Below are 22,115 nucleotides of genomic sequence, written 5' to 3'. Positions count from 1 at the left end.
TTTCGGCGGAGCCCTTCGGGGGGGGTTGGATCCCCCGGGCAGAACCCAGTTACCGCTGCACGGCACCAAAGCGTTCGGCAGCCAGCGCGACGGCGGCAGCCCGGGACTCGGACGCCTCATCTGCTGTCAGGGTCCGGTCAGGAGCGCGGAAGCGCAGGGCGAAGGCCAGGGACTTGTGCCCCTCGTCAATGCCCTTGCCGGAGTAGACATCGAACAGCGAGATGTCCTCCAGCAGTTCTCCGGCACCTTCGCGCAGGGTCTCCAGCACGGTTTCGGCGGGAATTCCGGCCTCTACCACCAGCGCCACATCCTGCGTGGTGGCCGGGAAGGAAGAGATGTTCCGGGCCACGATCACCTCGGGCGCGGCGTCGAACAGGGCATCGGCGTCGAGCTCCAAAGCCACGGTGCGGGCCGGCATGTCCCGTGCCGCCAGCAGCTTCGGATGCAGCTCGCCGGCGTAGCCCACGGTTTCGCCGCTGCGCAGGGAGAGCTTGGCGGTGCGGCCGGGGTGGAAGGCCTGGTGCTCGCCCTGGCTCACCACCAGTTCCACGCCCAGCACGTCGCCCATCAGGCGCGCAGTGTCCACGGCGTCGGCCCAGTCCCAGGCACGCGGGGTGAAACCCGCGCCGGGCTGCGACTCGTGGCCGGTGAACAGGACGCCAATGTGCAGCGGCTGATCCGGAACTCCCTCGTACAGGGCGTCCAGGACTTCCTCCGAGGGTCGGACACCCAGCGGAGGAATGGACGGCGTTCCCAGCTGCTCGCCGGGCAGGAACACGGAACCGGACTCAAACAGGGCCAGGTCCCGGAACCCGCGCGAGAGGTTGCGCTTGGCCACCTCAAACAGTCCCGGCAGCACCGAGGTGCGCAGGAAACCGAACTCGGCGCTCAGCGGATTCGCGAGCTTCACCGCACGCAGCGGGGCACCGGCGTCGGGCGTTCCGAAGGTGTTGTTGTCCTCTTCCGTGACGAACGGGTAGGACAGCACCTCGGTCAGTCCGGCAGCGGCGAGTGCCTGCTGCAGGCGGCGGCGCTGCTGCTGGATCCGGGTGAGGCCGCGGCCGGGAGGAGCCGTGGGCAGCGTGGACGGAATATTGTCGTAGCCCACCAGACGGATGATTTCCTCGGTGAGGTCCTCTCGCGTCTCCAGGTCGGGGCGCCAGCTCGGCGGGGTCACAGAGTAGCCGGCGGCCGTCTTCACCACTGTGGCACCCAGATCGGTCAGCGTTCCGGTGATCTGGTCCTCGCTGAAGTCGTAGCCGATCAGCTTGGAGGCGAAGTCCACAGGCAGGTCAATGTCCTTGGTCTCCGGAGCGGTCCCGACGTCGGTCACTGAGGCATCGGCGGTTCCGCCGGCCAATTCGGTCAGCAGGTCCACGGCCCGTTGCGCCGCGATGTCGGCAACGTTCCAGTCCACTCCGCGTTCGAAGCGCTTGGATGCTTCCGAGGGGAGGCGGTGACGGCGGCGCGAGCGGCCGATGCTGACTTCCTCGAAGTGCGCAGCTTCGATCAGGACGTTGCGGGTACCGTCCGAAACTTCCGTCTCTGCACCGCCCATGACGCCGGCAATGCCAATAACGCCTGAGTCGTCGGTGATCAGCAGGTCTTCGGGGTCCAGGGTGCGGACCTTTTCATCCAGCGTCTTCAGCGTCTCCCCGGAGGCGGCCCGGCGCACCACGATGTCCCCGGAAAGCTTGTCCAGGTCGTAGAAGTGCAGGGGCTGGCCAAGTTCAAGCATGACGTAGTTGGAAATGTCCACGATCAGCGAGATCGAGCGCATTCCGGCCAGGCGCAGGCGCGCGGCCATCCACGGCGGAGTCGGGCGGGTGGGATCCACGCCGCGGACGGTGCGGGCCACAAAGCGGTCACAGCCGGCCTTGCCGTAGATCGGAGCCTGGTCTTCCAGACGCACGCCGTAACCGTTGCCGTCCGCTTCGGGCACGACGACGGCGGCAGCCGGGTCCGTGAACTTCGTTCCGGTGGCGTGGGCGTACTCGCGGGCGGCGCCGCGAATGGAGAACACGTAACCGCGGTCAGGGGTGACGTTGATTTCGGCGGCTTCGTCATGCAGGCCCAGCAGGTCCATGGCGTCGGTGCCAACTTCGGGGTCCAGTCCCAGACGGGACAGGACCAGGATGCCGTCGTGGTCATCGCCGATGCCCAGTTCGCGCACCGAGGCGATCATGCCGGCGGACACGTGGCCGTAGGTCTTGCGCGGGCTGATGCGGAAGTCTCCGGGCAGCACGGCCCCGGGAAGGGTGACCACCACTTTGTCGCCCACCGTGAAGTTGTGGGCGCCGCAGACAATGCCCTGCACGCCGGAGGGGTCAATGCCGTCGCCGGTGAGCGGCTGCCCGGCGCCCTCGGGCACCACGCGGACGGAGCACCAGTTGATGGTCTTGCCGTTCTTCTGCGGCTCGGGCTCCATGGAGAGCACCTGGCCCACAACAATCGGACCGGACAGCTCGTCGGAGGGACGGTGGACGTCCTCTTCCTCCAGGCCTACCTTGACCAGTTCCGCCATGACGTCTTCGGCGGTTGCATCCGCCGGAACCTGGGCATACTCGCGCAGCCAGGAAAGTGGGATTCTCACTTAGATCTCCATCCCGAAGTGTTCGCTGAAACGTACATCGCCCTCGATCATGTCGCGCATGTCCCCCACTTCGTTGCGGAACATCAGTGCGCGCTCAATACCCATGCCGAAGGCAAAACCTGAATAGACCTCGGGATCAATGCCGGCCGCGCGCAGCACGTTCGGATTGACCATGCCGCAGCCGCCCCACTCAATCCAGCGCGGGCCGCCCTTGGCGCCCGGGTGCCAGATGTCCAGCTCGGCGCTGGGCTCGGTGAACGGGAAATAATTCGGGCGCAGGCGCACCTTGGCTTCCTCGCCGAACAGCACGCGGGTGAAGTGCTCCAGCGTGCCCACGAGGTCAGCCATGGTCAGGCCCTTGTCGATGGCCAGGCCCTCGAACTGGTGGAACACGGGAGTGTGGGTGGCGTCGAGCTCGTCGGTGCGGAATACCTTGCCCGGGCACAGCACGTAGATCGGCAGCTCACGTTCCAGCATGGAACGCACCTGCACCGGCGAGGTGTGCGTACGCATCACCAGGTGGGCTTCGGGCGGCTCCACGAAGAAGGTGTCCTGCATTTCGCGGGCCGGGTGGTCCGGCTTGAAGTTCAGCGCGTCGAAGTTGAACCACTCGGATTCCACTTCGGGGCCTTCGGCGATTTCCCAGCCCATGCCCACGAAGACGTCGATGACGCGGTCCTGCAGCGTGGACAGCGGGTGGCGGCCGCCCATGCGGCGGCGGCGCGGCGCGGCGGTGACGTCCACCGCCTCCTCAACGAGGATCCGTGCGTCGCGCTCTGCTTCCAGTTCAACGGTGCGGGCGGCGAGCGCGGCGTTGATGCGTCCGCGGGCGGGGCCCACGAGCTTGCCGGCGGCAGATTTCTGATCCTTGGGAAGGGAACCGATGGTCCGGTTGGCCAGGCTCAGCGGCGACTTGTCACCGGCGACGGCGATGCGGACGTCTTTGAGGCCGTCCAGATCTTCCGCAGCGGCAATGGCTGCGAGCGCGGAGTCGACGGCGGCAGCGACGGCCGCCTCATCGAGCGGGTTGGGCGGTTCGGGGACGGTGTCTGGGGAGTGCGTCCCCGGTATGGAGTTCGACATGTACAGTTCTTACCTATTTCCGGCCCTGTTGATGGACGTTTTGATGGGCGTTGGTTTATGTAAAAGCAAGCGAAAATGCCCGTAGCTTCCAGTCTAACCAACGCAGCCTGCGAACCGGGGCAGAAGCGGCTGGATGACGGGATGGCAGGATGTGACACGAGAGGGTGGGCGACGCCGGGCGCGGGGCAGATGTTCGGCCCCGCCGTTTATTTCACTCGTTCCACGAACTGAATCGGGTGCCCGTCCAAGTCCTCGACGAAGGCCACCAGCAGTTCCCCGCCACGGAATGGGTGTGGTCCGCGGTGGTCCTTTGCTCCGGCGTCGAGAGCGGCTCGGTACGCGGCGGTGACGTCGTCCGTCCATAGGGTGAGGCATGCCCTGTGACCCTCGGTAACCGGATCTATCCCATGTGCCTGAGCCGCCGGCCGCGGCAGCGCAAATCCGACTTCGAAGCCGGCCAGGGAAGTCTCGATCTTGGCCGGGTTGATCTCGGGATGCCGGAAAGTCTCGACGAATCCGAAAAGGGCATAGAACTGCGCGGCGCGCTCCACGTCGGAAACGAAGAGGATGATCTGGGGGCTGGTGAACTCCATGGGTGCCTTCCTGCAGCTGGCTCAACAGGATCACTTTATGCGGCCGGTCAAGGGACCGGCGGGATGGGTCCGACATACACTGGCAGCGTGAATCCCCGCCCGCTTCTCCCCCTGAGTTCCGCAGTCCGGATTCGCCGTTTCGCCAATCTGGTGAACCTGACGACACCGGCCGGACTGGTCCTGGCCCGCATTGGGAAGTGCCGCCTCACCCCCGGACCCGACGGACTGTTGCTGGCGGAAGGCTGGTCTTGGATGTTGCCCAAAGCCGCCGCCTTCACCGTAGGCAACGTAATCCTCTACCGTTCCCGGGTTGCCGGTTCATTTCGTCCGGACCGCCATGGGCCCCGACGAGGCAAAGCGGGGCAGAGTCCGCTGCTGCGCCACGAAGCCCGGCACAGCAGCCAGTACGCGGCACTGGGACTGCTCTTCTATCCGCTGTACTTTGCTGCCGCCGGAGTCTCCGTGCTGCGGAAGGGGGATCCGGCGTCGGGCAATGTCTTTGAGCAATGGGCAGGATTGCACGACGGCGGCTACGAGACCCGGGAACGCCGAACCCCACCACGCCGGCACCGGATGTGAGGTTGTCGATGACGGCCCGTTGATCTGTCTTCCATCTTTCCGCGCATTAGTACATGTGTTCTAATGGTGGGCATGAGATGGGAAGCGCAGGAACCCAAGGCCGCAGGTTCGCAGGATGCCCTGCTGGCTTTGCAGGGCGTGGTGCGCAGCGTCAAGACCCCGGAGTTTGCCGGCATCACCTTCCACGAAGTCATCGCCAAATCCGCCCTGAACAAGGTGGGCAAAACCTCCGGCATGCCCTTTGGGTGGACCATTAATCCCTACCGGGGCTGCAGCCATGCCTGCGTGTACTGCTTTGCCCGGAAGACCCACACGTATCTGGACCTGGACAGCGGGCTGGACTTTGACAGCCAGCTGGTGGTGAAGACCAACGTGGCGGAGGTCCTGCGCCGGGAGCTGGCCCGTCCGTCATGGCAGCGTGAGCACGTGGCGATGGGCACCAACACCGATCCGTATCAGCGGGCAGAGGGCCGGTACAAACTGATGCCGGACATCATCAAGGCGCTGGCGGCCTCCGGAACACCGTTTTCGATCCTGACCAAAGGAACTCTGCTGGCCCGGGACATTCCCCTGCTCAAGAGCGCCGGCCGGGACACGGAGATTGGAATGGGCATCTCCCTGGCACTGCTGGATCCGGATCTTGCGCATCGGGTGGAACCGGGCACCCCGGCGCCCAAGGCCCGGTTGGAGCTGATCAGCCGGCTGCGCGAAGCCGGGCTGCCCTGCTCCGTCATGGCCATGCCGATCCTGCCCTGGCTGACCGACGGCGATGAGTCGCTGGACGCCCTCTTCGGTGCCCTGTCGGCCGCCGGCGCCACCGGGGTCACTGCCGGAGCGCTGCATCTGCGCCCCGGAGCCCGGGAATGGTTCCTCGCCTGGATCGCCCGCGATTACCCTCATCTGTCCGGCAAATATGCCCGGCTTTACGGCGGCGGAACATACGCCTCCAAGGAATACCGCCAGTGGCTTGCGGGCCGTGTGCAGTACTTCAAGAAAAAGCACGGCTTCACGTCCAGGGCCGAGTTCCTTCCCTCCCGGAGTGCGGCCGCCAACCGGCCGGAGCAGCCGACCCGTATCACCGGGGCAGCCCAGGCGGCGCCGGCCCTGTCCGGGCCCGCACTCTCGGAGCCCGCTGTACAAACCCTGTTCTGAGCGTGCCAGGTACGTCTGGATTCACGTCGTGGCGGTCGCGGCCGGATTTAAATTGTGCCTGCTACGGCCGGCAGGCTGTCTCCAGCATCGCTCCGACAATGGGCAGATCGGCGGGGATCCAGGCCAGCAGCTTCAGCTCCTCCGGATCAAGCGGTACCCACCGCAGCTCGTCATGATCCTCCAGGGGAGCCGGAGTGCCTTCGGTAACCTCGGCCAGCCACACCCGCATGGCCGCCTTTGCATTCAGCGGCCATCCCTGCTTCCCCGGTCCGCGGACCTCGGCACCGAGCCGGACCCGGATACCGAGTTCTTCCTGCAGCTCCCGGTGCAGGCCTTCTTCGCACGTTTCACCGGGTTCCACTTTTCCCCCGGGAAATTCCCACATCCCGGCATACTGCTCCGGAGCCGTGCGCCGGGCGGCCAGCATTTTTGTAGGAGCGGCAAGGCTGTCCACGACAGCGGCGCCAACAACTTGTTTCAGTTCGGAAATAGACACGGATCGAGTCTACGGGCAGCCCTGAACTAAGCTGGATTGGACAGCGCTGTTGCGGTTACCGCGAAGCCCCGGTGTTCCGATCCGCCGGAGGTCCCTGCGCGTCCCTTTCGAATCTCAGGGTTTTTCGTCCGCACCGGTCTGCGGCCCCCCCGCAGGCAGCTGCAGGTTCTTCCGGTTTCTGCGTGTAATCCGCGGCATCCGTGCCCTCAACCCACATTCGTTCTGAAAGAGTTTCATGTCTTCCACCCCCGCGCTCCAAGCCAAGCGGGCTTCACTGGCCATATTCGCCCTTGCCGTAGGCGGATTCGCCATTGGCACCACTGAATTCACCATCATGGGTCTGCTCCAGGAAATGGTGACCGATCTGGGCATTTCCGTGCCGGCAGGCGGCCATGTGATTTCCGCCTACGCGCTGGGCGTGGTGGTCGGCGCTCCGGTCCTTGCAGCTCTGGGTGCCCGCATGCCCCGGAAGCGGCTGGCTGTGGGGCTGATGATGCTCTTCGCCGTCGGCAACCTGTCCTCGTTCTTCGCACCCGACTACCACTGGCTTTTGGTCAGCCGGTTTGTTTCGGGACTGCCGCACGGCGCCTTCTTCGGCGTTGCTGCCGTGATCGCCGCTTCGCTGGTGGCGCCCACCCGCCGCGCCCGTGCCATTTCCATGGTGATGCTGGGACTGAGCATCGCCAACGTTATCGGTGTTCCGTTTGCCACCTGGCTGGGACAGCAGGCGGGGTGGCGTTGGATGTTCGTCCTGGTCGGGGCGATAGGGCTGCTGACGGTCGCCCTGATGGTGCGGTTTGTTCCGCACGAAGCAGTCCTTCCCGGAGCCAGCATCCGGCGCGAACTCGGCGCCCTGCGCAGGATCCAGGTGTGGCTGGCACTGCTGGTGGGAACGGTGGGCTTCGGCGGGTTCTTTGCCGTGTACGCCTATATCTCCCCCACCATGACCAATGTGGCCGGATTCAACTCAGACCTGCTGCCCCTGATCGTGGGCCTGTACGGCTTGGGGAACGTCTTCGGGAACATTGCCGGAGGACGCCTGGCGGACCGCAGTGTCATGCGCAGCATTTACGGAATCCTGGCGGGCACCGTCGTCATCCTGGCGTCCTACGCCTGGCTGGTGCAGTACAAGGCCGGAGCCCTCGCCCTGGTGTTCCTGGTCGGAGCCATCGGATCCATGCTCGTTCCGCCGCTGCAGACCCGGCTGCTGGATGTCTCCCCCGATGCCCAGTCCCTGGCATCATCGCTGACCCATTCGGCGTTGAACATGGCCAATGCGCTCGGAGCCCTGCTGGGCGGGCTGGTTATTGCCTGGGGCTGGGGCTACCGCTCCCCCGCCGTCGTCGGCGCGGTCCTGGCCCTGATGGGACTGGGCATCGCCCTGCTTAGTGGCTGGCTGGACCGGAAGGATCCGCGGGCAGCTGCTGCGCGCTCGGCGCGTACACATCCGGTTCCAGATAAATCTGACGCGCGATAGGCACTGCGGCACGGATCCGTTCTTCGGCGCCGTTGATGGCCTCGGCAATGTGCTGGCCTGTCTCGCACTCGGCCACCGAGATCTTGGCGGCAACCAGCAGTTCCTCCGGACCCAGGTGCAGAGTCTTGATGTGGATGATCCGGGTGCCGTCCGAGGTGATGGCTTCCTCGATCTTGCGCACATCACTCGAGGTGGCCGACTCGCCCAGCAGCAGGGACTTGGTCTCCACCGCAAGGACGGCGGCAATGGCCACCAGCAGGAGGCCGATCATGGCGGTGCCGGCCGCATCCCACAGTCCGTTGCCGGTAATCAGGGTCATGCCCACGCCGATGAGCGCGAACAGCAGACCCAGCAGGGCACCGAAGTCCTCCAGCAGAACCACGGGAAGCTCCGGCGCCTTGGCCGTGCGCACAAATTCCACCCAGGACTTCTTGCCGCGCGTGTGGTTGGATTCGCGCATCGCTGTCCGGAAGGAATAGCCCTCCGCCATGATGGCGCCCACCAGGACGGCCAGCGGAACCCACCACCACTGCCCCTCAATCGGATGCGGATCCTGCCACTTGTGGTAGGCCTCGTAAAGGGCAAAAAGACCGCCCAGGCTAAACAGGACGATTGAAACAATAAAGGCATAAATGTAGCGTTCGCGTCCGTAGCCGAACGGGTGCTCGGGGCTGGCCTGGCGCGCCGCGCGCTTGCCGCCTATCAGGAGCAGGATTTGGTTGCCGGAATCCGCCACCGAGTGGATCGCTTCGGCAAGCATTGACGAAGAACGCGTCAGAGCAAACGCAATGAATTTGAGAACCGCAATGGCGAGGTTGGCGGACAGTGCCGCAACCACCGCCTTGTTACCGCCGCTGGCAGACATGGCTAAGACCTGTTTCGTAGGAGTGGTGTACCCCGCTGGGCGGGATCTGTCCTGCGCCTACTTTACTCCCGGTTTTGGCTGCTCTTTCAGCGGTTCTGGGCGCGCGCAGAGGCGTAGAGGCACACAGTGGCGGCGGTTCCCACGTTGAGGCTTTCAGCCCTGCCGTACACCGGCACGGCCACGCGGTAGTCGGCCTCGGAGAGCTGGATTCTGGACAGGCCCTGGGCTTCGTTGCCGAAGAGCCAGGCCGTGGAGTTTTCCAGCCGCGGCTGGGACGGCTCAACGGCAGCGTTCGTCGCGTCCCCGCCGTCGGCCTCTTCCGAAGGTGACGGAGCCAGGCGGCGCAGCGCACTTTCGTCCTGGAGCCGGTCCAGGTCCACGCTGCCGTACCCGTCGGCGGCCAGGACGGTGAGGCCGTGGGCGCGGAAGGCGGACATCAGGAAGTCGAACTCGACGCCGGTAACCACCGGCAGGTGAAACAGGGAACCGGCGGTGGAACGCACGGCTTTGGGGTTGTGGATGTCCACACTGGAGGCGGTCAGCACCACTGCATCGGCACCGGCCGAATCGGCAGCCCGCAGGATGGTGCCGGCATTGCCCGGGTCCCGGACTTCGCACAGGACGGCAATGAGCCGGGCTCCCGAGGCCAGCACATCATCCAGGTCGTACTCCGCGATGCGGCACACTGCCACGATCCCCTGCGGAGAAATAGTGGTGGCCATGGCTCCGATGACCTCATCGGTGGCCAGGCGCAGCGTCACGCCCGACGCCAGATCGGCCAGTTCGGGAAGCCGGTCCAGGCAGCCCTCGGTGGCAAAGACTTCAAGCACGACGCCGGGACCGCCGTTTTCGACGTCGTCCCGGTGGGACAGCAGTGCCTCACGGACAGCCTGCGGACCCTCGGCCACAAAGCGGCCGGATTTTAAACGCGCTGGGCGCCCGGCCAGCTTCGCAACATCCCTGACCCGATCTGCTCGGGGGTTGGACATCAGCGGAGCCGGCGGGCGCCCATCGATACTCATGATCGGCTAATAACCGATTTCTAGCCCTGGAACTTCTGGCGGGATTCTCCGCCAGCAGGCTCCAGGCCGGCAGCCTTGGCGGCTTCGACGGAGTTGAACCAGTACTCAGCAACGGTCTGCTCGTACCAGGTGGAACCCGGAACGTGGTACTTGCCGGAGCCCAGGTTGCCCTTGATGACAAAGCCCTCGGGAGCGTCGCCCTCGGAAGCCTTGAAGCCACCCTGAGCGTCGGCGACAGCAGCAGCCGGCTTGGAGGCAGCCGGAGCAGCCTTCGCAGCGGGAGCCGGAGCAGCGGCAACGGCCGGAGCGGAGGTGTCGGACGGCAGAGCGTTCTTGGCGATCTGGACCAGCGTGGCGAACGCGGCGGCGTCGTTGACGGCCAGTTCAGCCAGCATGCGGCGGTCAACCTGGATCTCGGCGGCCTTCAGGCCCTGGATCAGGCGGTTGTAGGTCAGGCCGTTGGCGCGGGATGCAGCGTTGATGCGCTGGATCCACAGGCGACGGAAGTCACCCTTGCGCTTGCGGCGGTCGCCGTAGCTGTACACAAATGAGTGCAGCAGCTGCTCTTTGGCCTTGCGGACCAGGCGTGAACGCTGTCCGCGGTAACCCTTGGCGCGCTCGAGAATAACCCGACGCTTCTTGTGGGCGTTTACCGCCCGCTTCACACGTGCCACGTGCGTACTCCTTTAGATAAATCTTCCGTGCACTGCGAGGTGCTCGGCCTGGTACTCAGGCCCGGAAAAGCTTGATGGGGTGACGGCGGCCCGGACGGGCCGCCTGTCGAGGGGGAAAGACTAGATGCCGAGCATCTTCTTGATGACCTTGGCGTCTGCCGGGGCAACAAGCTTGTCACTGGCGAGGCGGCGCGTCAGCGTGGACGGCTTGTGCTCGAGGTAGTGGCGGCGGTTGGCCTGCTGGCGCTTGAGCTTGCCGGTACCGGTCAGCTTGAAGCGCTTCTTGGCGCCACTGTGGGTCTTCATCTTCGGCATGACTACCGATCTCCTTTAGGTTTCCGCGGGCTGGCCCGCGGGGCTTTGGGCACCTTTGCAGATGCCAGGGGTTACTGGACGCCTGGACGTCCTGCGGGAAAAGCTGAGACTTTACTCCGCAGTTCCGGGCTTGTTCTGGCTTGCTGCGCCCCGTGAAGGAGCAGCCTTGCCAGCAGGTTTGGGCGCAGCAGCCGGCTTCGGCCGCGCTGCGGGCTTGGGTGCAGGCTTCATTGCCGTGGGCTTGGGCACAGCAGCCGGCTTGGGCGCGGCTGCAGGCTTCGACTCCGCGGGAGCGGCCGGAGCGGCGGGAGCCTCTGCAACCGGCTGGGGAGCCGGCGCCTTGGCTGCCTGTGCTGCGCGGCGTGCATCCGACGCAGCCTTTTCAGCTGCTGCCTGCGCGCGCTTCTCAGCCATTTCCTTGTCAGCCTTTTCCTTCTCTGCACGGGCCTTGTCGGCCTCGGCAGCGGAGGAACCCAGTCGCAGGCCGTCCGGCAGAAGATCCGCCAGGCTCTGCGTCAGGGGCGCCTTGTTCTCAGCGGAGGTATCCACCCGGGCGGGTGCCTCGCCGTTCTTGACAGCTTCGTTGGCTGCCTTGGCGTCGGCACGCTGTGTTGCACGGCGTGCTTCTGCCTTGGCCTCGGCCTTGTTCTTCAGCGGGCCGATAACCATGACCATGTTGCGGCCGTCGATGCGGGGCGTGGACTCAACCATGCCCACCTCGGCGACGTCAGCTGCGAACTTGTTCAGCAGCTTCATGCCCATTTCCGGACGCTGCTGTTCGCGGCCGCGGAACTGGATCATGGCCTTGACCTTGTCACCGGCTGCGAGGAAGCGCATGGCATGGCCGCGCTTGGTTTCGTAGTCGTGAGTGTCAATCTTCAGGCGGAACCGGATTTCCTTCAGCACGGTGTTCGTCTGGTTCTTGCGTGCCTCACGGGCCTTGACGGCGGCTTCGTACTTGTACTTGCCGAAGTCCATTAGTTTGCACACCGGAGGCTTGGCCTGCGGTGCCACCTCAACAAGATCCAGGTCGGATTCAGCAGCGAGACGCAGGGCGTCTTCGATACGGACGACCCCAACTTGCTCTCCAGCCGGTCCTACCAGCCGCACCTCAGGGACGCGGATTCGATCATTGATTCTTGGCTCGCTAATGTTGCAGCTCCTGTTTAATTCAAAACGGCTACCGCCTGCAACTGAAGAAGGCCCCCAATTGCAAGCGCAATCGGAGGCCTCGAGGGGTCGGCGGGAGCTGCATCAGCAGCAACCTCCCTGGATGGTTGGCCAGGCAGTGCCTGGACCCGCCACAGGGGGCCGACCATACCCGGCAACTCTGCTTCTGCACACACGCCCTGGGGCACGCGGACTGAAGATTCAGGCTGACGCGGGTGGGAGGAGTCTCCGCTTGCATACTGGCTGATGCGAGACATTCAACGGCCGCTCCGTGAGGGGCGGCGCCGGTGAGGGCAGTGAAAGTAACGACAACCAGTCGGTCTGTGACAAGCTTACCAGTATGAGTACCCCACAGAGCAACCCGGCGGGCGAACCCACCCGCCATTCCTTCCCCGGCACCACGGAAGAGGTGCACGCACCTTCCGCTGAAGAGCAGGAAGTGGCGGCACAGATGCGTGACATCGCCGAAGTCCCCGCAATTGAAGTCATCACCACCGCTGCCGTCCACCTGATGAGCGCTGCCGCCGTCAAGTGCGGCCTGGCCGACGGCGACGACGCCGAAGAACTGAAGGATCTGGACGAAGCCCGGAAACTGATCACCGCCCTGGCCGGATTCGTGACCGCAGCAGCTCCGGAAATCGGCAGCCAGCATGCCGGCCCGTTGCGCGACGGACTGCGTTCGCTGCAGCTGGCCTTCCGCGAGGCCTCTGAACTCCAGGACGCTCCGGGCAAGGGTCCGGGCGAGAAGTTCACCGGCCCCGTCAACTAAACTCTCCACCCTTCGAAGCCCGGTGGGCCTGCCGTTCGCGGCTGGCCCGCCGGGCTTTTATCTGCCCGTTCCGGTTGCGTAACCTGTTGGGGACATTCAACAAAGGCGGTGACGAGTGATGACCGGCAGCGGTGCGGAGGCATACCGGAAACGGCTGGAGCATGCGGCACGGCTCAAGGCCGCAGGAACGTCCGAAGCGGCCGGGTACAAAGTGCCCGAGGGGCTGGGCGCTTCCGAGAGCGTGGAGGCACGCGAGAAACGCCGGAAGTTCACCGAGGCGCAAAAAGCGGACTACCTTATTCGCGACGCCATGAACCGCGGTGAATTCGACAACCTCCGCTATGCAGGCAAACTCATTCCCGGACTTGATGACCCCGATCCCGATTGGTGGATCAAGCGGCTGATCAAAAGGGAGAACATCAGCGGGCTGGGTCCGCCGGCCCTGCTGCTGAGGGTGGAAGATGAGAATTTTGCGTCCCGCCTGGACGAGCTCCCGTCCGAGCGCCAGGTGCGCGACGCCGTGGAGGACTTTAACTCGCGGGTCATCGAAGCACGCCGCCAGCTGCTGGGCGGGCCTCCCGTCATCACCAGGATCCGCGGAGTTGAGGACGAAGTGCGGGGCTGGCGGGAGCGCCGGGGGCTGCCCGCAGTGGCACCGGGCGCGGAAGCCGGGGTCCGCATTGCGGAAGCTGCCGCGGGCGGGACGGCGGCCAGGACGCAGCAGCCCGGACTTCGCGGGTGGGTGCACCGTCTGCGCGGCGGATTGCGCAGACGGTGGCACCGGACACAGGGCGAGGCCTGACCTCTGAACACGTCGTTAAAGACTCCGTTGGATTAGCCCAAGCCAGCATTGGACACGCTAAGGGATACACGCTGCGTCCACCGGGCGGCACGGCAGGATGTACCTCATGCAATTCACCCATGACATCGGCGGCGGCTTTTCCCTTGGACTGCGCACGCTGGACACGGCCGAGGAGATGCATCAGCTGACGCTTCGGAACTTGGACCGGCTCCGGGCCTGGGAACCCTGGGCTCATGAGGCACAGACCCTGTCAGGGTCGGTGGATTTCACCCGCGCACAGCTTGCGGATTTCGTTGCCGGAACCGTACTTCCCGCCGTAATCATTTGCGGAGACTCGCTGATCGGCGCCGCGTCCGTGCGGCTCAACTCCTACCTGAAAACCGCGGAGCTGGGCTACTGGATCGACGCGGGTTATGAAGGCAGGGGCGCCGTGGCCCGTTCCTGCCGGGCATTGCTGGAGCACACCCGGAAAGCCGGCATGCTCCGGGTGGAAATCCGAACGGTTGCTGACAACCAGCGCAGTACGGCAGTGGCCAAGCGGCTGGGCTTCGACCTGCACGGTGTCCTGCGCTCCGCGCTCCCGGTGGGGAACCGACGCATGGACGTGGCTGTCTATTCGCGCCTGAACAACGGCGGCTAACTGCGCTCAGACCGGAAGTTGATTACCCGCCGGGTACTGGGATTTGCCTCCGAGACTGCTGTGCAGCTCCCCGCCGAAGGTCACACCGTTGAGAGCCGCTCGCCGCGCCGGCTGAACTTCCGCACGGTCAGGGTGACCAGCACCAGCAGCGACGCCGAAACACCGGCAAACGTAAAGCCCGCCCATGGTCCGGCAAGGTCAATTGCCATACCAGCCAGCGGAGCCCCCAGGGCGGTGCCGGAGGTGAGCGCAGAACCGTACCAGCCCATGGCTTCACCGCGGCGCTCTTCAGACACCAGGTCCGCCACGCGTTCCGACGCGGAAGAGAGCACCGGGGCGCAGAGCAGACCGGCAGGAATGGAGAGCAGTGCCAGGCTCAGGGTGTCGGTTGCCAGAGCCATGGGCAGAGTCAGGACAGCCATTGCCAGGAGCAGCAGCATCGGCGAAATCCTGCGGTGCATCGCGCCGTAGATGACGCCGCCCACCACTGACGCTGCGCACCAGGCAACGAACACCACGCCCACCTGCCCGGGCTGGCCGGAGGATTCGACCAGGGCCACGATGCCGACGTCGGAGCTGGACAACAGCAGTCCGGCGCCCACCGCCACGGCAAAGACCACCGCCACGCTGAGCGTGAACCAGGAGAATCCGGAGCGCAGCCGCGCCCGCCGGTTCAACACGGCAAGCGGCTGCAGTTCGGAGGAGGCTTCGGCCAGATGGGCGGGGGCTGCGGCGACGACGGCGGCGTTGGCGGCCTCGCGTTCCTGGACCTCGCTGGCGGAATCAAGCGGATTCTCGGACCGTGTGGGCGGGTTGAACCAGATCAGGAGAAGCCCGGCGAGCGACGTCGTAATACCCACCAGGGTCAGGCCGATCACGGAGGAAAAGGACGTGGCCAGGACGGCGCCCAGCGCCGGCCCGCCCATGAAGACCACTTCGGTGGCAATGGAGTCCAGCGCAAACGCCGTGCGCCGCTGGTCCCCCTTTGCCAGCACACCCAGCGACTGCCGGACCACGCTGAACACAGGAAGCGTGAAGACCCCGCCGATCAGTGCCAGAACCAGCAGCCACTCATAGCTGGCATGCGGAGCAACCGACCAGATGACCGCCTCGGAGATCACCGAGGGAATCAGGGCCCGGCGAAGTCCCACATTGTCCACGCGCCGACCGCGCCACGGGGCGCCGAAGGCAATGCCTACGGTGACCACGGCAGCAACTGCGCCGGCCTTGGCGTAACCCATGTCCATGGTCAGGACCACGTGCAGGGTCAGGAGCACTCCGGCCGCCGAATGCGGGAACCGGGCAATCATGCCCACCAGCAGCAGGCGTCGGATCGGGGCAATGCGGAGCAGCTCCCCGTAGGCGGCAAAATTCACGGCACTTCTCTTCCGGCGGTCCCCCGCCCAACGGGTCAGCGCGTGATTTTGAGTTCCAGGGAATCTACACGCTCAACAAATAAGGGATCGGCAGCCAGTCGCTGCTGCAGCGTTCCGGCGATGCTCTGCACCGCCTGCGCATCCAGTCCCGGTGCCAGGTGAAGAACCATTCTAAGCTCAGGTCCGGCACCGCCTCCTGCCAGGACCGTCCCGCGGGCCGATCTCGCCGCAGTTCCGGGCCCCTGGACCAATTCCACTCCGGTGACGGAGGGTTCGGCGTGGACCGCTGCGGACACGGCGCCGGCCACCTCTTCGTCGGCGTACGACGGCGTCCACGCCCGCTGCTGGGCAAGCGCCCACATGGCGGGCCGGCGCACCACAAAGGTGACGTCGGCACCGGGATCCACAACCAGCAGCTGGGCCTCCTCCGAGACAGCGGAGAGCGCGGCACGGGCGGCGTAGACCGCTACCGGGCGGGCTTCCGGATGCCACTGCTGCAGAGCGGGCACCGAGGTGAACACCGGAAGGGCCTTGCGTCCGTCCGGTGCGGTCAGGGTGACCAGAGCCATGTCCGCTTCCTTGTCCGCGGCCAGTCCGTGGTCGGATTCCGCTTCCTCGGCAAGCGTCGCCACAATGGGCACGAATACGCGGGCGGTCGCCAGTGAGGCGACCACCTGCGCTTCAGTGCCGGTGCCTGCCTCAAGTGCGGCAAGGGCGGCGAGGTAGCCGGCGTCGGCGCTGCCGTCGTCGGCGTCGAAATTGTGCAGCGGGTTTCCCTCGCCGGAAAGATCCCGACCGGACCAGGACTGGCCGGCGGAGTCGGCCGGGCCGCCGGCGCCCGCAAGGGCAGCGGCAATGTGGCCGGGAAGAGCACGTTCAGCCATGGGTTCTAGCGCTCCGGGTGTCCGGCGACGTCGAAGGCCTGAGGCAGGGTGAAGGCGCCGGCGTAGAGCGCCTTGCCCACGATCGTGCCTTCCAGTCCGAGGGGAACGAGCTCGCGCAGGGCCGCCAGATCATCCAGTGACGAGATGCCGCCGGAGGCCACCACTGGCCGGTCGGTACGCAGCAGGACCTCGCGCAGGAGCTCCAGGTTCGGTCCGCGCAGCGTTCCGTCCTTGGTCACGTCCGTCACCACGTAACGCGGGCAGCCTGCCTCTTCGAGGCGGGCCAGGACCTCCCAGAGGTCTCCGCCTTCCTTGGTCCAGCCGCGCGCGGCCAGGGTGGTGCCCCGGACGTCGAGGCCGACGGCGATCGCCTCGCCGTAGCGCGCAATCGCGCTGGCGGTCCACTCCGGGTTTTCCAGCGCGGCGGTGCCCAGGTTGACGCGGCTGGCGCCCAGTTCCAGGGCCATGTCCAGGGAAGCATCGTCACGGATGCCGCCGGAAAGCTCCACCTTGATGTCCAGCTGGTCCACCACGCGCTTGAGCAGCGCCAGGTTGGACCCGCGGCCAAAGGCAGCGTCCAGGTCCACCAGGTGAACCCATTCGGCCCCGTCGTTCTGCCAAGCCATGGCGGCATCCAGCGGATCGCCATAGCTGGTTTCGCTGCCTGCTTCCCCCTGGACCAGGCGGACAGCCTGGCCGTCCGCTACGTCCACGGCGGGCAGGAGTTCAAGGACGGGTGTTTCAACAAGTGACATGATTCTGCTTTCGTGGTGTTTCGGCAGCGGCGGAATGCTCAGACGCTGCTGTCGATAAGGAGGTAGGCGCCGAGCAGGGATAATCCTGCGAGGACCCAGAAGCTAACGGTGATAATCCGGGACATGCCCTGGCGGCGGAAGGAAATGGCTCCGCCGATCAGGAGTCCGGCCAAGCCCATCAGAAGAATGCTCCACATGGCTCTAGCCCAGCGTCTTCAGCCAGTTTTCCAGCAGCGCCGCTCCGGCGTCACCGGACTTTTCCGGATGGAACTGCGTGGCGGTCAGCGGCCCGTTTTCCACAGCGGCAATAAAACGGCTGCCGTGCTCGGCCCATGTGACCTGCGGTGCGCGCATTGCGGGCTGCGTGACGTCGAAATCCCATTTCTGCACGCCGTAGCTGTGCACAAAGTAGAACCGCTCGTCCTCGATCCCGGCGAACAGCTTGGATCCTTCGGGTGGCTGCACCGTGTTCCAGCCCATGTGCGGCACCACTTCAGCGTCCAGCCGCTCCACGACTCCGGGCCACTCCCCCATGCCCGGGGTGCGGACACCGTGTTCCACGCCCTCGTCAAAGAGCACCTGGAGTCCCACGCAGATGCCCATGACGGGTCGTCCGCCGGCAACGCGGCGGCCGATCAGGCGAAGGGCATCCACTTCCTTGAGGCCCTGCATGACGGCGGCAAAGGCACCCACTCCGGGCACCAGCAGTCCGTCGGCGTTGAGGACATCGTCGGACTTGCTGCTGAGGGTGACGTTGGCACCGACGTGTTCCAGCGCCCGTACAGCGGACCGGATATTGCCCGAGCCGTAGTCAAGAACGGTGACGTTGCGGCTGCTCACAGGGCTCCCTTGGTTGACGGAATGCCTTCTACTCGCGGATCAGGTTCGACGGCGGCACGCAGCGCACGCGCGAAGGCCTTGAACTGGGCTTCCACGATGTGGTGCGGGTCGCGGCCCCCAAGAACGGTCATGTGCAGGCAGATTTGGGCGTGCAGCGTGATGGCCTCGAACACGTGGCGGGTCAGCGAGCCGGTGAAGTGCCCGCCGATCAGGTGGTATTCCTGGCCGGCAGGTTCACCCGTGTGCACCAGGTAGGGCCGGCCGGAAATATCGACGACGGCGTTGGCCAGCGCCTCGTCCAGCGGCACGGTGGCCTCGCCGAAGCGGCGGATGCCGGCCTTGTTGCCCAGCGCTGTCTTCAGCGCCTCGCCGATGCTGATGGCGATGTCCTCCACTGTGTGATGGACGTCGATATGGGTGTCGCCGGTGGCCTGGACCGTGAGATCCATCAGGGAGTGCTTTGCCAGAGCCGTCAGCATGTGGTCATAGAACGGCACGGAAGTGCTGATGTTGGACTGGCCGGTTCCGTCCAGGTCCAGCTCCACTACCACTGACGACTCACTGGTGACCCGTTCGAGGCGGGCTGTGCGTCCGGTGGTGGTCTCCACGGTCATGGTTTTCCTTTGAAAGAAGGGAGTCTCGTCTAACAGTTTAGTGTCTGGCGCGGAAGCCTTCCGCGCTGATACACAGGCGGCGGGAGCCTAGCGGATGCCTGCGGCGAGGAGCTCGCGGAGCCGGTCCAGGAAGGCGCTGGTTTCGGTCTCCGTCCCGGCGGTGACGCGCAGGTGTCCGGGGATCCCGACGTCGCGCACCAGCACGCCGGCTTCCAGCAGGCCTTCCCACACGGCGTGCGGGTTCTCCAGCCCGCCAAAGAATACGAAATTCGCGTCGGACGGAGCCGGCTTCAGGTCCATGGCCAGCAGCTCGGAGACAATGCGGTCACGCTGGACCTTGATGGCTTCAACGTTGGCCAGCAGCGCGTCGGCGTGGTCCAGGGCTGCGTTGGCGGTGGCCTGCGTGATGGCGGAGAGGTGATAGGGCAGGCGGACCAGGCGCAGGGCATCGGTAACCTCGGGGGCGGCCGCCATGTAGCCGACCCGCGCTCCGGCCAGCGCAAAAGCCTTGCTCATGGTGCGTGAAACGATGAGCCGCTCCCGTCCCGGCAACAGCTCCAGGGCGCTGGGGGTTCCGGCATGGAAGAACTCTCCGTAGGCCTCGTCCACAATCACAATGGCCTGCGATGCTTCCCCGGCTTCATACACGGCTTCCACCACATCCAGCGGCAGAGCGGTGCCCGTGGGGTTGTTCGGTGTGCAGAGGAAGACGATGTTCGGCGCCTGCGCCCGGACCTGTTCCGCCGCCGATTCGGCGGTGAGCCCAAAGTCATCGCTGCGGGTGCCCGTGACATAGCGGGTGCCGGTACCGCTGGCCAGCAGCGGGTACATGGAATAGGTGGGAGGGAAGCTCATGGCAGTGCGGCCCGGGCCGCCGAAGGCTTGCAGGATTTGCTGCAGGACTTCATTGGAGCCGTTGCCGGCCCAGATGTTCTCGGTGCCGAGTCCGTGGCCCAGGTAGGCGGCGAGGCGCTTGCGCAGCTCGGTGAACTCCCGGTCCGGGTAACGGTTGAGGCCTGACACGGCCTGATCCACGGAGGCCGTGATCGCTTTGCGCACCGACTCCGGCAGTCCATGGGTGTTTTCGTTGACGTTCAACAGGATGGGCACGTCCAGCTGCGGCGCGCCGTAGGGCGTCAGGCCGCGAAGGTCATCGCGCAGGGGAAGTCGGTTGAGTCTTTCCAGCTGATCAGTCACTTGTACAGCTTAAGACTTGTTGTCGAGCGGGAAGAATCGCCGCCCGGACGGGCCGGCGTTGTTACGCCGTGTTGTGCAGCGCTATGACAGCGTCAGCCTTCAACGGGGATGTACAGCTGGATCCCCACGGGGATGCTGGCATCGGAAAGGTTGTTCAGTTCCATGATGTCTGCAACCACATCCCGCGGGTCGCGTTCCGGAGCGAATTCTTCGGCAAGTTCCCACAGAGACTCACCGGCAGCCACACTCACCTGGATGGTCCGGGTAACCTCCGGGGCTCCGCTGGAGGCCATGGCAGGAGCCGTGAAGAACGCAAGAAGCGTAAGCGCCGCTGCGGCGGTAAGCATTATCGGCAGGCCGATAAACACCAGCCGTCCCCGTCGCGTGAGATGCAGTCCATGCTGGCGGGCCGGAGTCTCCGGCAGAACGGACGCAGCCGGTGCAGCCCCAATAGCTGCTGCAGTTCCCATGGCCGGTGCAGCTGAAACAGCCGGTGCTGCTAAAGACGCCAGAGCAACTGGAGAGACCAGACCAGAGGGTGACGAATCCGCGGAGGGAGCCGGCATCGCAGCCCGGGCCCACAAGGAGGACGCCTTGGAAGGAATGCGCAAACGAGAAAGGCGGGGAGATTTCACGGCAGGCCCGGAGACCGGGGCAGCAGGCGTCACCGACTGGCTGGGCGTTACCGACGGCGTCATCTCCGTCCGGTCCGTCAGCAGGCTTTTGCCGGGCACACCCTTTTGGTCAGATACAACGGTCAGTTTGGGCGTGAGCGCTGAGTTGGATTTGGCCCGCTTGGGTCTGGCGATCTGAATGGGCCTGAAGGTTTGAGTGGGCATTGCTGCACCTTTCCGGTTCGTCAGCTTCGGAAATAACCCGAAGCGATGTTCGAACGATTGGAAGTTATCTGACATCACTGCGCCGCAGCGGAGAACTTTTGTCGAAAGTGTGTTCGATTGTTGTGAAGTCATTTCTAGCACCTATCTACTAACAAAGTCGAGACTCGCTCGAACAAATGTTTGAAAACGCTGCTCCACTCCCTTAGCGTTGAGGACATGGAAGGGGTTCAGCCGGTGTCAACCGGACCGGATCCGGAGCGTTGGCCCCGGAATGGTTCGTTGGGACCACTGAACCAGCTGCCTCTGACATAACCGCCGGGACGGCTGACCCAGCGATCCGGTTCTCGTTACAGGTGTTCCAGCAACAGACGTTTCAGCTACAGATGTTCAGCTACAGATGTTCCAGCTTCAAAAGATGTTCCAGCGTTACAGATTGACCCGACCAGCCATAGACCAAACCAGCTCCGGCACCTCCCGGACCAGCTGACCCGAAGGGAACCCCACGTGGCCCGCACCACTGCTTCCGAAGACAGCACCAACAAGCCAGCTGCCGCAGGCACCCGTGCGCGTGTCAAGGGGCTCACACCACGGCAGAAGACCGTCCTGGAGATGATCCAGCGGTCAGTCAGCACCAACGGGTACCCGCCCACCATGCGGGAAATTGGTGACACGGTGGGGCTGGCCAGCCTCTCCAGCGTCACCCATCAGCTCATGCAGCTGGAGAAGCTCGGCTACATCCGCCGTGATCCCAAGCGTCCCCGCGCCATGGAAATCCTCATTCCGCTGATGCTGCGGGACGGCACTGCAGCCACTGGCTCCGCTGAAGGCCAGACCGGCGCTGCCGGGAACGCGGCAGGATCCGTGTCGGCAGCCGCCGGCGCTGACGCCGCATCTGATGCCCCCACAGGCGCCGGAAGTGCGCCTGCTCCTGCCCCGGCACTGGCGTCCGTTACGGAGCTGGCCACGGCAGTGGATACCGCCATGGTGCCGCTCGTTGGCCGTATCGCAGCCGGCGGGCCCATCCTCGCCGAGCAGGTTGTGGAGGACATCATGCCGCTGCCGCGCCAGCTGGTGGGCCACGGCGACCTGTTCATGCTGAAGGTTTCGGGTGACTCCATGGTGGACGCCGCCATCTGCGACGGTGACTGGGTGGTTGTCCGCCGCCAGCCGACAGCGGAAAACGGCGACATCGTGGCCGCCCTCCTGGATGACGAGGCCACCGTCAAAACCTTTCGGCAGCGCAACGGCCACACCTGGCTGCTGCCCCAGAACACGCGTTACGAGCCCATCGTGGGCGACCATGCAGTCATCATGGGCAAGGTTGTCTCGGTGATGCGCTCGCTCTAGGGCGAGAATCCCCGTCCCGGGCCAGAACGCCGG

At 65.3% G+C, this 22,115-nt stretch carries 24 protein-coding genes; 7 read left to right on the top strand and 17 right to left on the bottom strand.

Annotation, left to right across the window (positions count from 1 at the left end; translation table 11 throughout):
* Positions 1–49: 49 nt before the first annotated feature.
* The 3 genes from pheT to AC4D2W_RS13410 form a co-directional block, all read right to left on the bottom strand.
* A complete protein-coding gene (gene pheT, locus AC4D2W_RS13420) occupies positions 50–2,593 on the bottom strand; it encodes a phenylalanine--tRNA ligase subunit beta (RefSeq protein WP_490927403.1) in 2,544 nt (847 codons plus the stop codon).
* Entirely contained in the window at positions 2,594–3,676 is a 1,083-nt protein-coding gene (gene pheS, locus AC4D2W_RS13415; RefSeq protein ID WP_490927402.1) for a phenylalanine--tRNA ligase subunit alpha, read from the bottom strand.
* A 206-nt stretch (positions 3,677–3,882) separates the two neighbouring features.
* Positions 3,883–4,269 (bottom strand): VOC family protein, encoded by a 387-nt coding sequence (locus AC4D2W_RS13410; RefSeq protein WP_490927401.1) that lies wholly within the window; start codon positions 4,267–4,269, stop codon positions 3,883–3,885.
* Between the two features lie 87 nt (positions 4,270–4,356).
* On the opposite strand from AC4D2W_RS13410, the gene AC4D2W_RS13405 reads away from it, so the two are divergent.
* A complete protein-coding gene (locus tag AC4D2W_RS13405; RefSeq protein WP_490927400.1) occupies positions 4,357–4,848 on the top strand; it encodes a hypothetical protein in 492 nt (163 codons plus the stop codon).
* Between the two features lie 72 nt (positions 4,849–4,920).
* Positions 4,921–6,000 carry an Rv2578c family radical SAM protein gene (locus AC4D2W_RS13400; RefSeq protein ID WP_490927399.1) on the top strand — a complete coding sequence of 360 codons (1,080 nt, stop codon included), beginning with the start codon at positions 4,921–4,923 and terminating at the stop codon, positions 5,998–6,000.
* Between the two features lie 61 nt (positions 6,001–6,061).
* Here AC4D2W_RS13400 and AC4D2W_RS13395 read toward each other — a convergent pair whose 3' ends face one another.
* Positions 6,062–6,490, bottom strand: coding sequence for a (deoxy)nucleoside triphosphate pyrophosphohydrolase (locus AC4D2W_RS13395; RefSeq protein WP_490927450.1), 429 nt, complete (start codon positions 6,488–6,490; stop codon positions 6,062–6,064).
* A 241-nt stretch (positions 6,491–6,731) separates the two neighbouring features.
* On the opposite strand from AC4D2W_RS13395, the gene AC4D2W_RS13390 reads away from it, so the two are divergent.
* Positions 6,732–7,973 (top strand): MFS transporter, encoded by a 1,242-nt coding sequence (locus AC4D2W_RS13390; protein ID WP_490927398.1) that lies wholly within the window; start codon positions 6,732–6,734, stop codon positions 7,971–7,973.
* Here AC4D2W_RS13390 and AC4D2W_RS13385 read toward each other — a convergent pair.
* The 5 genes from AC4D2W_RS13385 to infC all read right to left on the bottom strand — a co-directional run bounded on the left by AC4D2W_RS13385 (position 7,882) and on the right by infC (position 11,959).
* The gene (locus tag AC4D2W_RS13385; RefSeq protein WP_490927397.1) at positions 7,882–8,838 is read right to left on the bottom strand and encodes a cation diffusion facilitator family transporter; all 957 of its coding nucleotides are present in this window, start codon (positions 8,836–8,838) and stop codon (positions 7,882–7,884) included. The two genes, AC4D2W_RS13390 and AC4D2W_RS13385, sit on opposite strands and share 92 nt — an antisense overlap.
* Positions 8,839–8,924: 86 nt before the next feature.
* Entirely contained in the window at positions 8,925–9,860 is a 936-nt protein-coding gene (locus AC4D2W_RS13380) for a TrmH family RNA methyltransferase (RefSeq protein WP_490927396.1), read from the bottom strand.
* 20 nt (positions 9,861–9,880) lie between these two features.
* Positions 9,881–10,534 carry a 50S ribosomal protein L20, sunset domain variant gene (gene rplT, locus AC4D2W_RS13375; protein ID WP_490927393.1) on the bottom strand — a complete coding sequence of 218 codons (654 nt, stop codon included), beginning with the start codon at positions 10,532–10,534 and terminating at the stop codon, positions 9,881–9,883.
* 120 nt (positions 10,535–10,654) lie between these two features.
* Entirely contained in the window at positions 10,655–10,849 is a 195-nt protein-coding gene (gene rpmI / locus AC4D2W_RS13370) for a 50S ribosomal protein L35 (protein ID WP_104055427.1), read from the bottom strand.
* A gap of 111 nt (positions 10,850–10,960) precedes the next feature.
* Positions 10,961–11,959, bottom strand: coding sequence for a translation initiation factor IF-3 (gene infC / locus AC4D2W_RS13365; RefSeq protein WP_490927391.1), 999 nt, complete (start codon positions 11,957–11,959; stop codon positions 10,961–10,963).
* A gap of 400 nt (positions 11,960–12,359) precedes the next feature.
* Here infC and AC4D2W_RS13360 point away from each other — a divergent pair, with 400 nt between their 5' ends.
* The 3 genes from AC4D2W_RS13360 to AC4D2W_RS13350 all read left to right on the top strand — a co-directional run bounded on the left by AC4D2W_RS13360 (position 12,360) and on the right by AC4D2W_RS13350 (position 14,230).
* The gene (locus AC4D2W_RS13360; RefSeq protein WP_354180407.1) at positions 12,360–12,788 is read left to right on the top strand and encodes a DUF1844 domain-containing protein; all 429 of its coding nucleotides are present in this window, start codon (positions 12,360–12,362) and stop codon (positions 12,786–12,788) included.
* A 118-nt stretch (positions 12,789–12,906) separates the two neighbouring features.
* Positions 12,907–13,590, top strand: coding sequence for a DnaJ family domain-containing protein (locus tag AC4D2W_RS13355; protein ID WP_490927388.1), 684 nt, complete (start codon positions 12,907–12,909; stop codon positions 13,588–13,590).
* A gap of 106 nt (positions 13,591–13,696) precedes the next feature.
* Positions 13,697–14,230 carry a GNAT family N-acetyltransferase gene (locus AC4D2W_RS13350; protein WP_490927386.1) on the top strand — a complete coding sequence of 178 codons (534 nt, stop codon included), beginning with the start codon at positions 13,697–13,699 and terminating at the stop codon, positions 14,228–14,230.
* A gap of 80 nt (positions 14,231–14,310) precedes the next feature.
* Here AC4D2W_RS13350 and AC4D2W_RS13345 read toward each other — a convergent pair whose 3' ends face one another.
* The 8 genes from AC4D2W_RS13345 to AC4D2W_RS13310 form a co-directional block, all read right to left on the bottom strand.
* Positions 14,311–15,606, bottom strand: a complete 1,296-nt coding sequence (locus AC4D2W_RS13345) for an MFS transporter (protein WP_490927385.1) — start codon at positions 15,604–15,606, stop codon at positions 14,311–14,313.
* 35 nt (positions 15,607–15,641) lie between these two features.
* Positions 15,642–16,490 carry an SseB family protein gene (locus AC4D2W_RS13340; RefSeq protein WP_490927383.1) on the bottom strand — a complete coding sequence of 283 codons (849 nt, stop codon included), beginning with the start codon at positions 16,488–16,490 and terminating at the stop codon, positions 15,642–15,644.
* 5 nt (positions 16,491–16,495) lie between these two features.
* Positions 16,496–17,245, bottom strand: coding sequence for a bifunctional 1-(5-phosphoribosyl)-5-((5-phosphoribosylamino)methylideneamino)imidazole-4-carboxamide isomerase/phosphoribosylanthranilate isomerase PriA (gene priA, locus AC4D2W_RS13335; RefSeq protein WP_490927381.1), 750 nt, complete (start codon positions 17,243–17,245; stop codon positions 16,496–16,498).
* Positions 17,246–17,283: 38 nt separating this feature from the next.
* Positions 17,284–17,442 carry a hypothetical protein gene (locus AC4D2W_RS13330; protein ID WP_490927380.1) on the bottom strand — a complete coding sequence of 53 codons (159 nt, stop codon included), beginning with the start codon at positions 17,440–17,442 and terminating at the stop codon, positions 17,284–17,286.
* A 4-nt stretch (positions 17,443–17,446) separates the two neighbouring features.
* Complete coding sequence (hisH, locus tag AC4D2W_RS13325; RefSeq protein WP_490927379.1) at positions 17,447–18,085, bottom strand: imidazole glycerol phosphate synthase subunit HisH; 639 nt, start codon at positions 18,083–18,085, stop codon at positions 17,447–17,449.
* On the bottom strand, positions 18,082–18,699 hold the full coding sequence (gene hisB, locus AC4D2W_RS13320) for an imidazoleglycerol-phosphate dehydratase HisB (RefSeq protein ID WP_400925880.1): 618 nt from the start codon (positions 18,697–18,699) through the stop codon (positions 18,082–18,084). The genes hisH and hisB overlap by 4 nt, the downstream gene beginning before the upstream one ends.
* 87 nt (positions 18,700–18,786) lie before the next feature.
* Positions 18,787–19,896 carry a histidinol-phosphate transaminase gene (locus AC4D2W_RS13315; protein WP_490927378.1) on the bottom strand — a complete coding sequence of 370 codons (1,110 nt, stop codon included), beginning with the start codon at positions 19,894–19,896 and terminating at the stop codon, positions 18,787–18,789.
* Between the two features lie 92 nt (positions 19,897–19,988).
* Positions 19,989–20,366 (bottom strand): LysM peptidoglycan-binding domain-containing protein, encoded by a 378-nt coding sequence (locus AC4D2W_RS13310; protein WP_490927377.1) that lies wholly within the window; start codon positions 20,364–20,366, stop codon positions 19,989–19,991.
* 978 nt (positions 20,367–21,344) lie between these two features.
* Here AC4D2W_RS13310 and lexA point away from each other — a divergent pair.
* Entirely contained in the window at positions 21,345–22,082 is a 738-nt protein-coding gene (gene lexA, locus AC4D2W_RS13305; protein ID WP_490927449.1) for a transcriptional repressor LexA, read from the top strand.
* Positions 22,083–22,115 lie beyond the last annotated feature (33 nt).

It is taken from the genome of Arthrobacter sp. TJ-58, from assembly GCF_058269295.1.
Note: the sequence above shows the minus strand (reverse complement) of the source record. Positions and strands in the feature narration are given on the sequence as shown.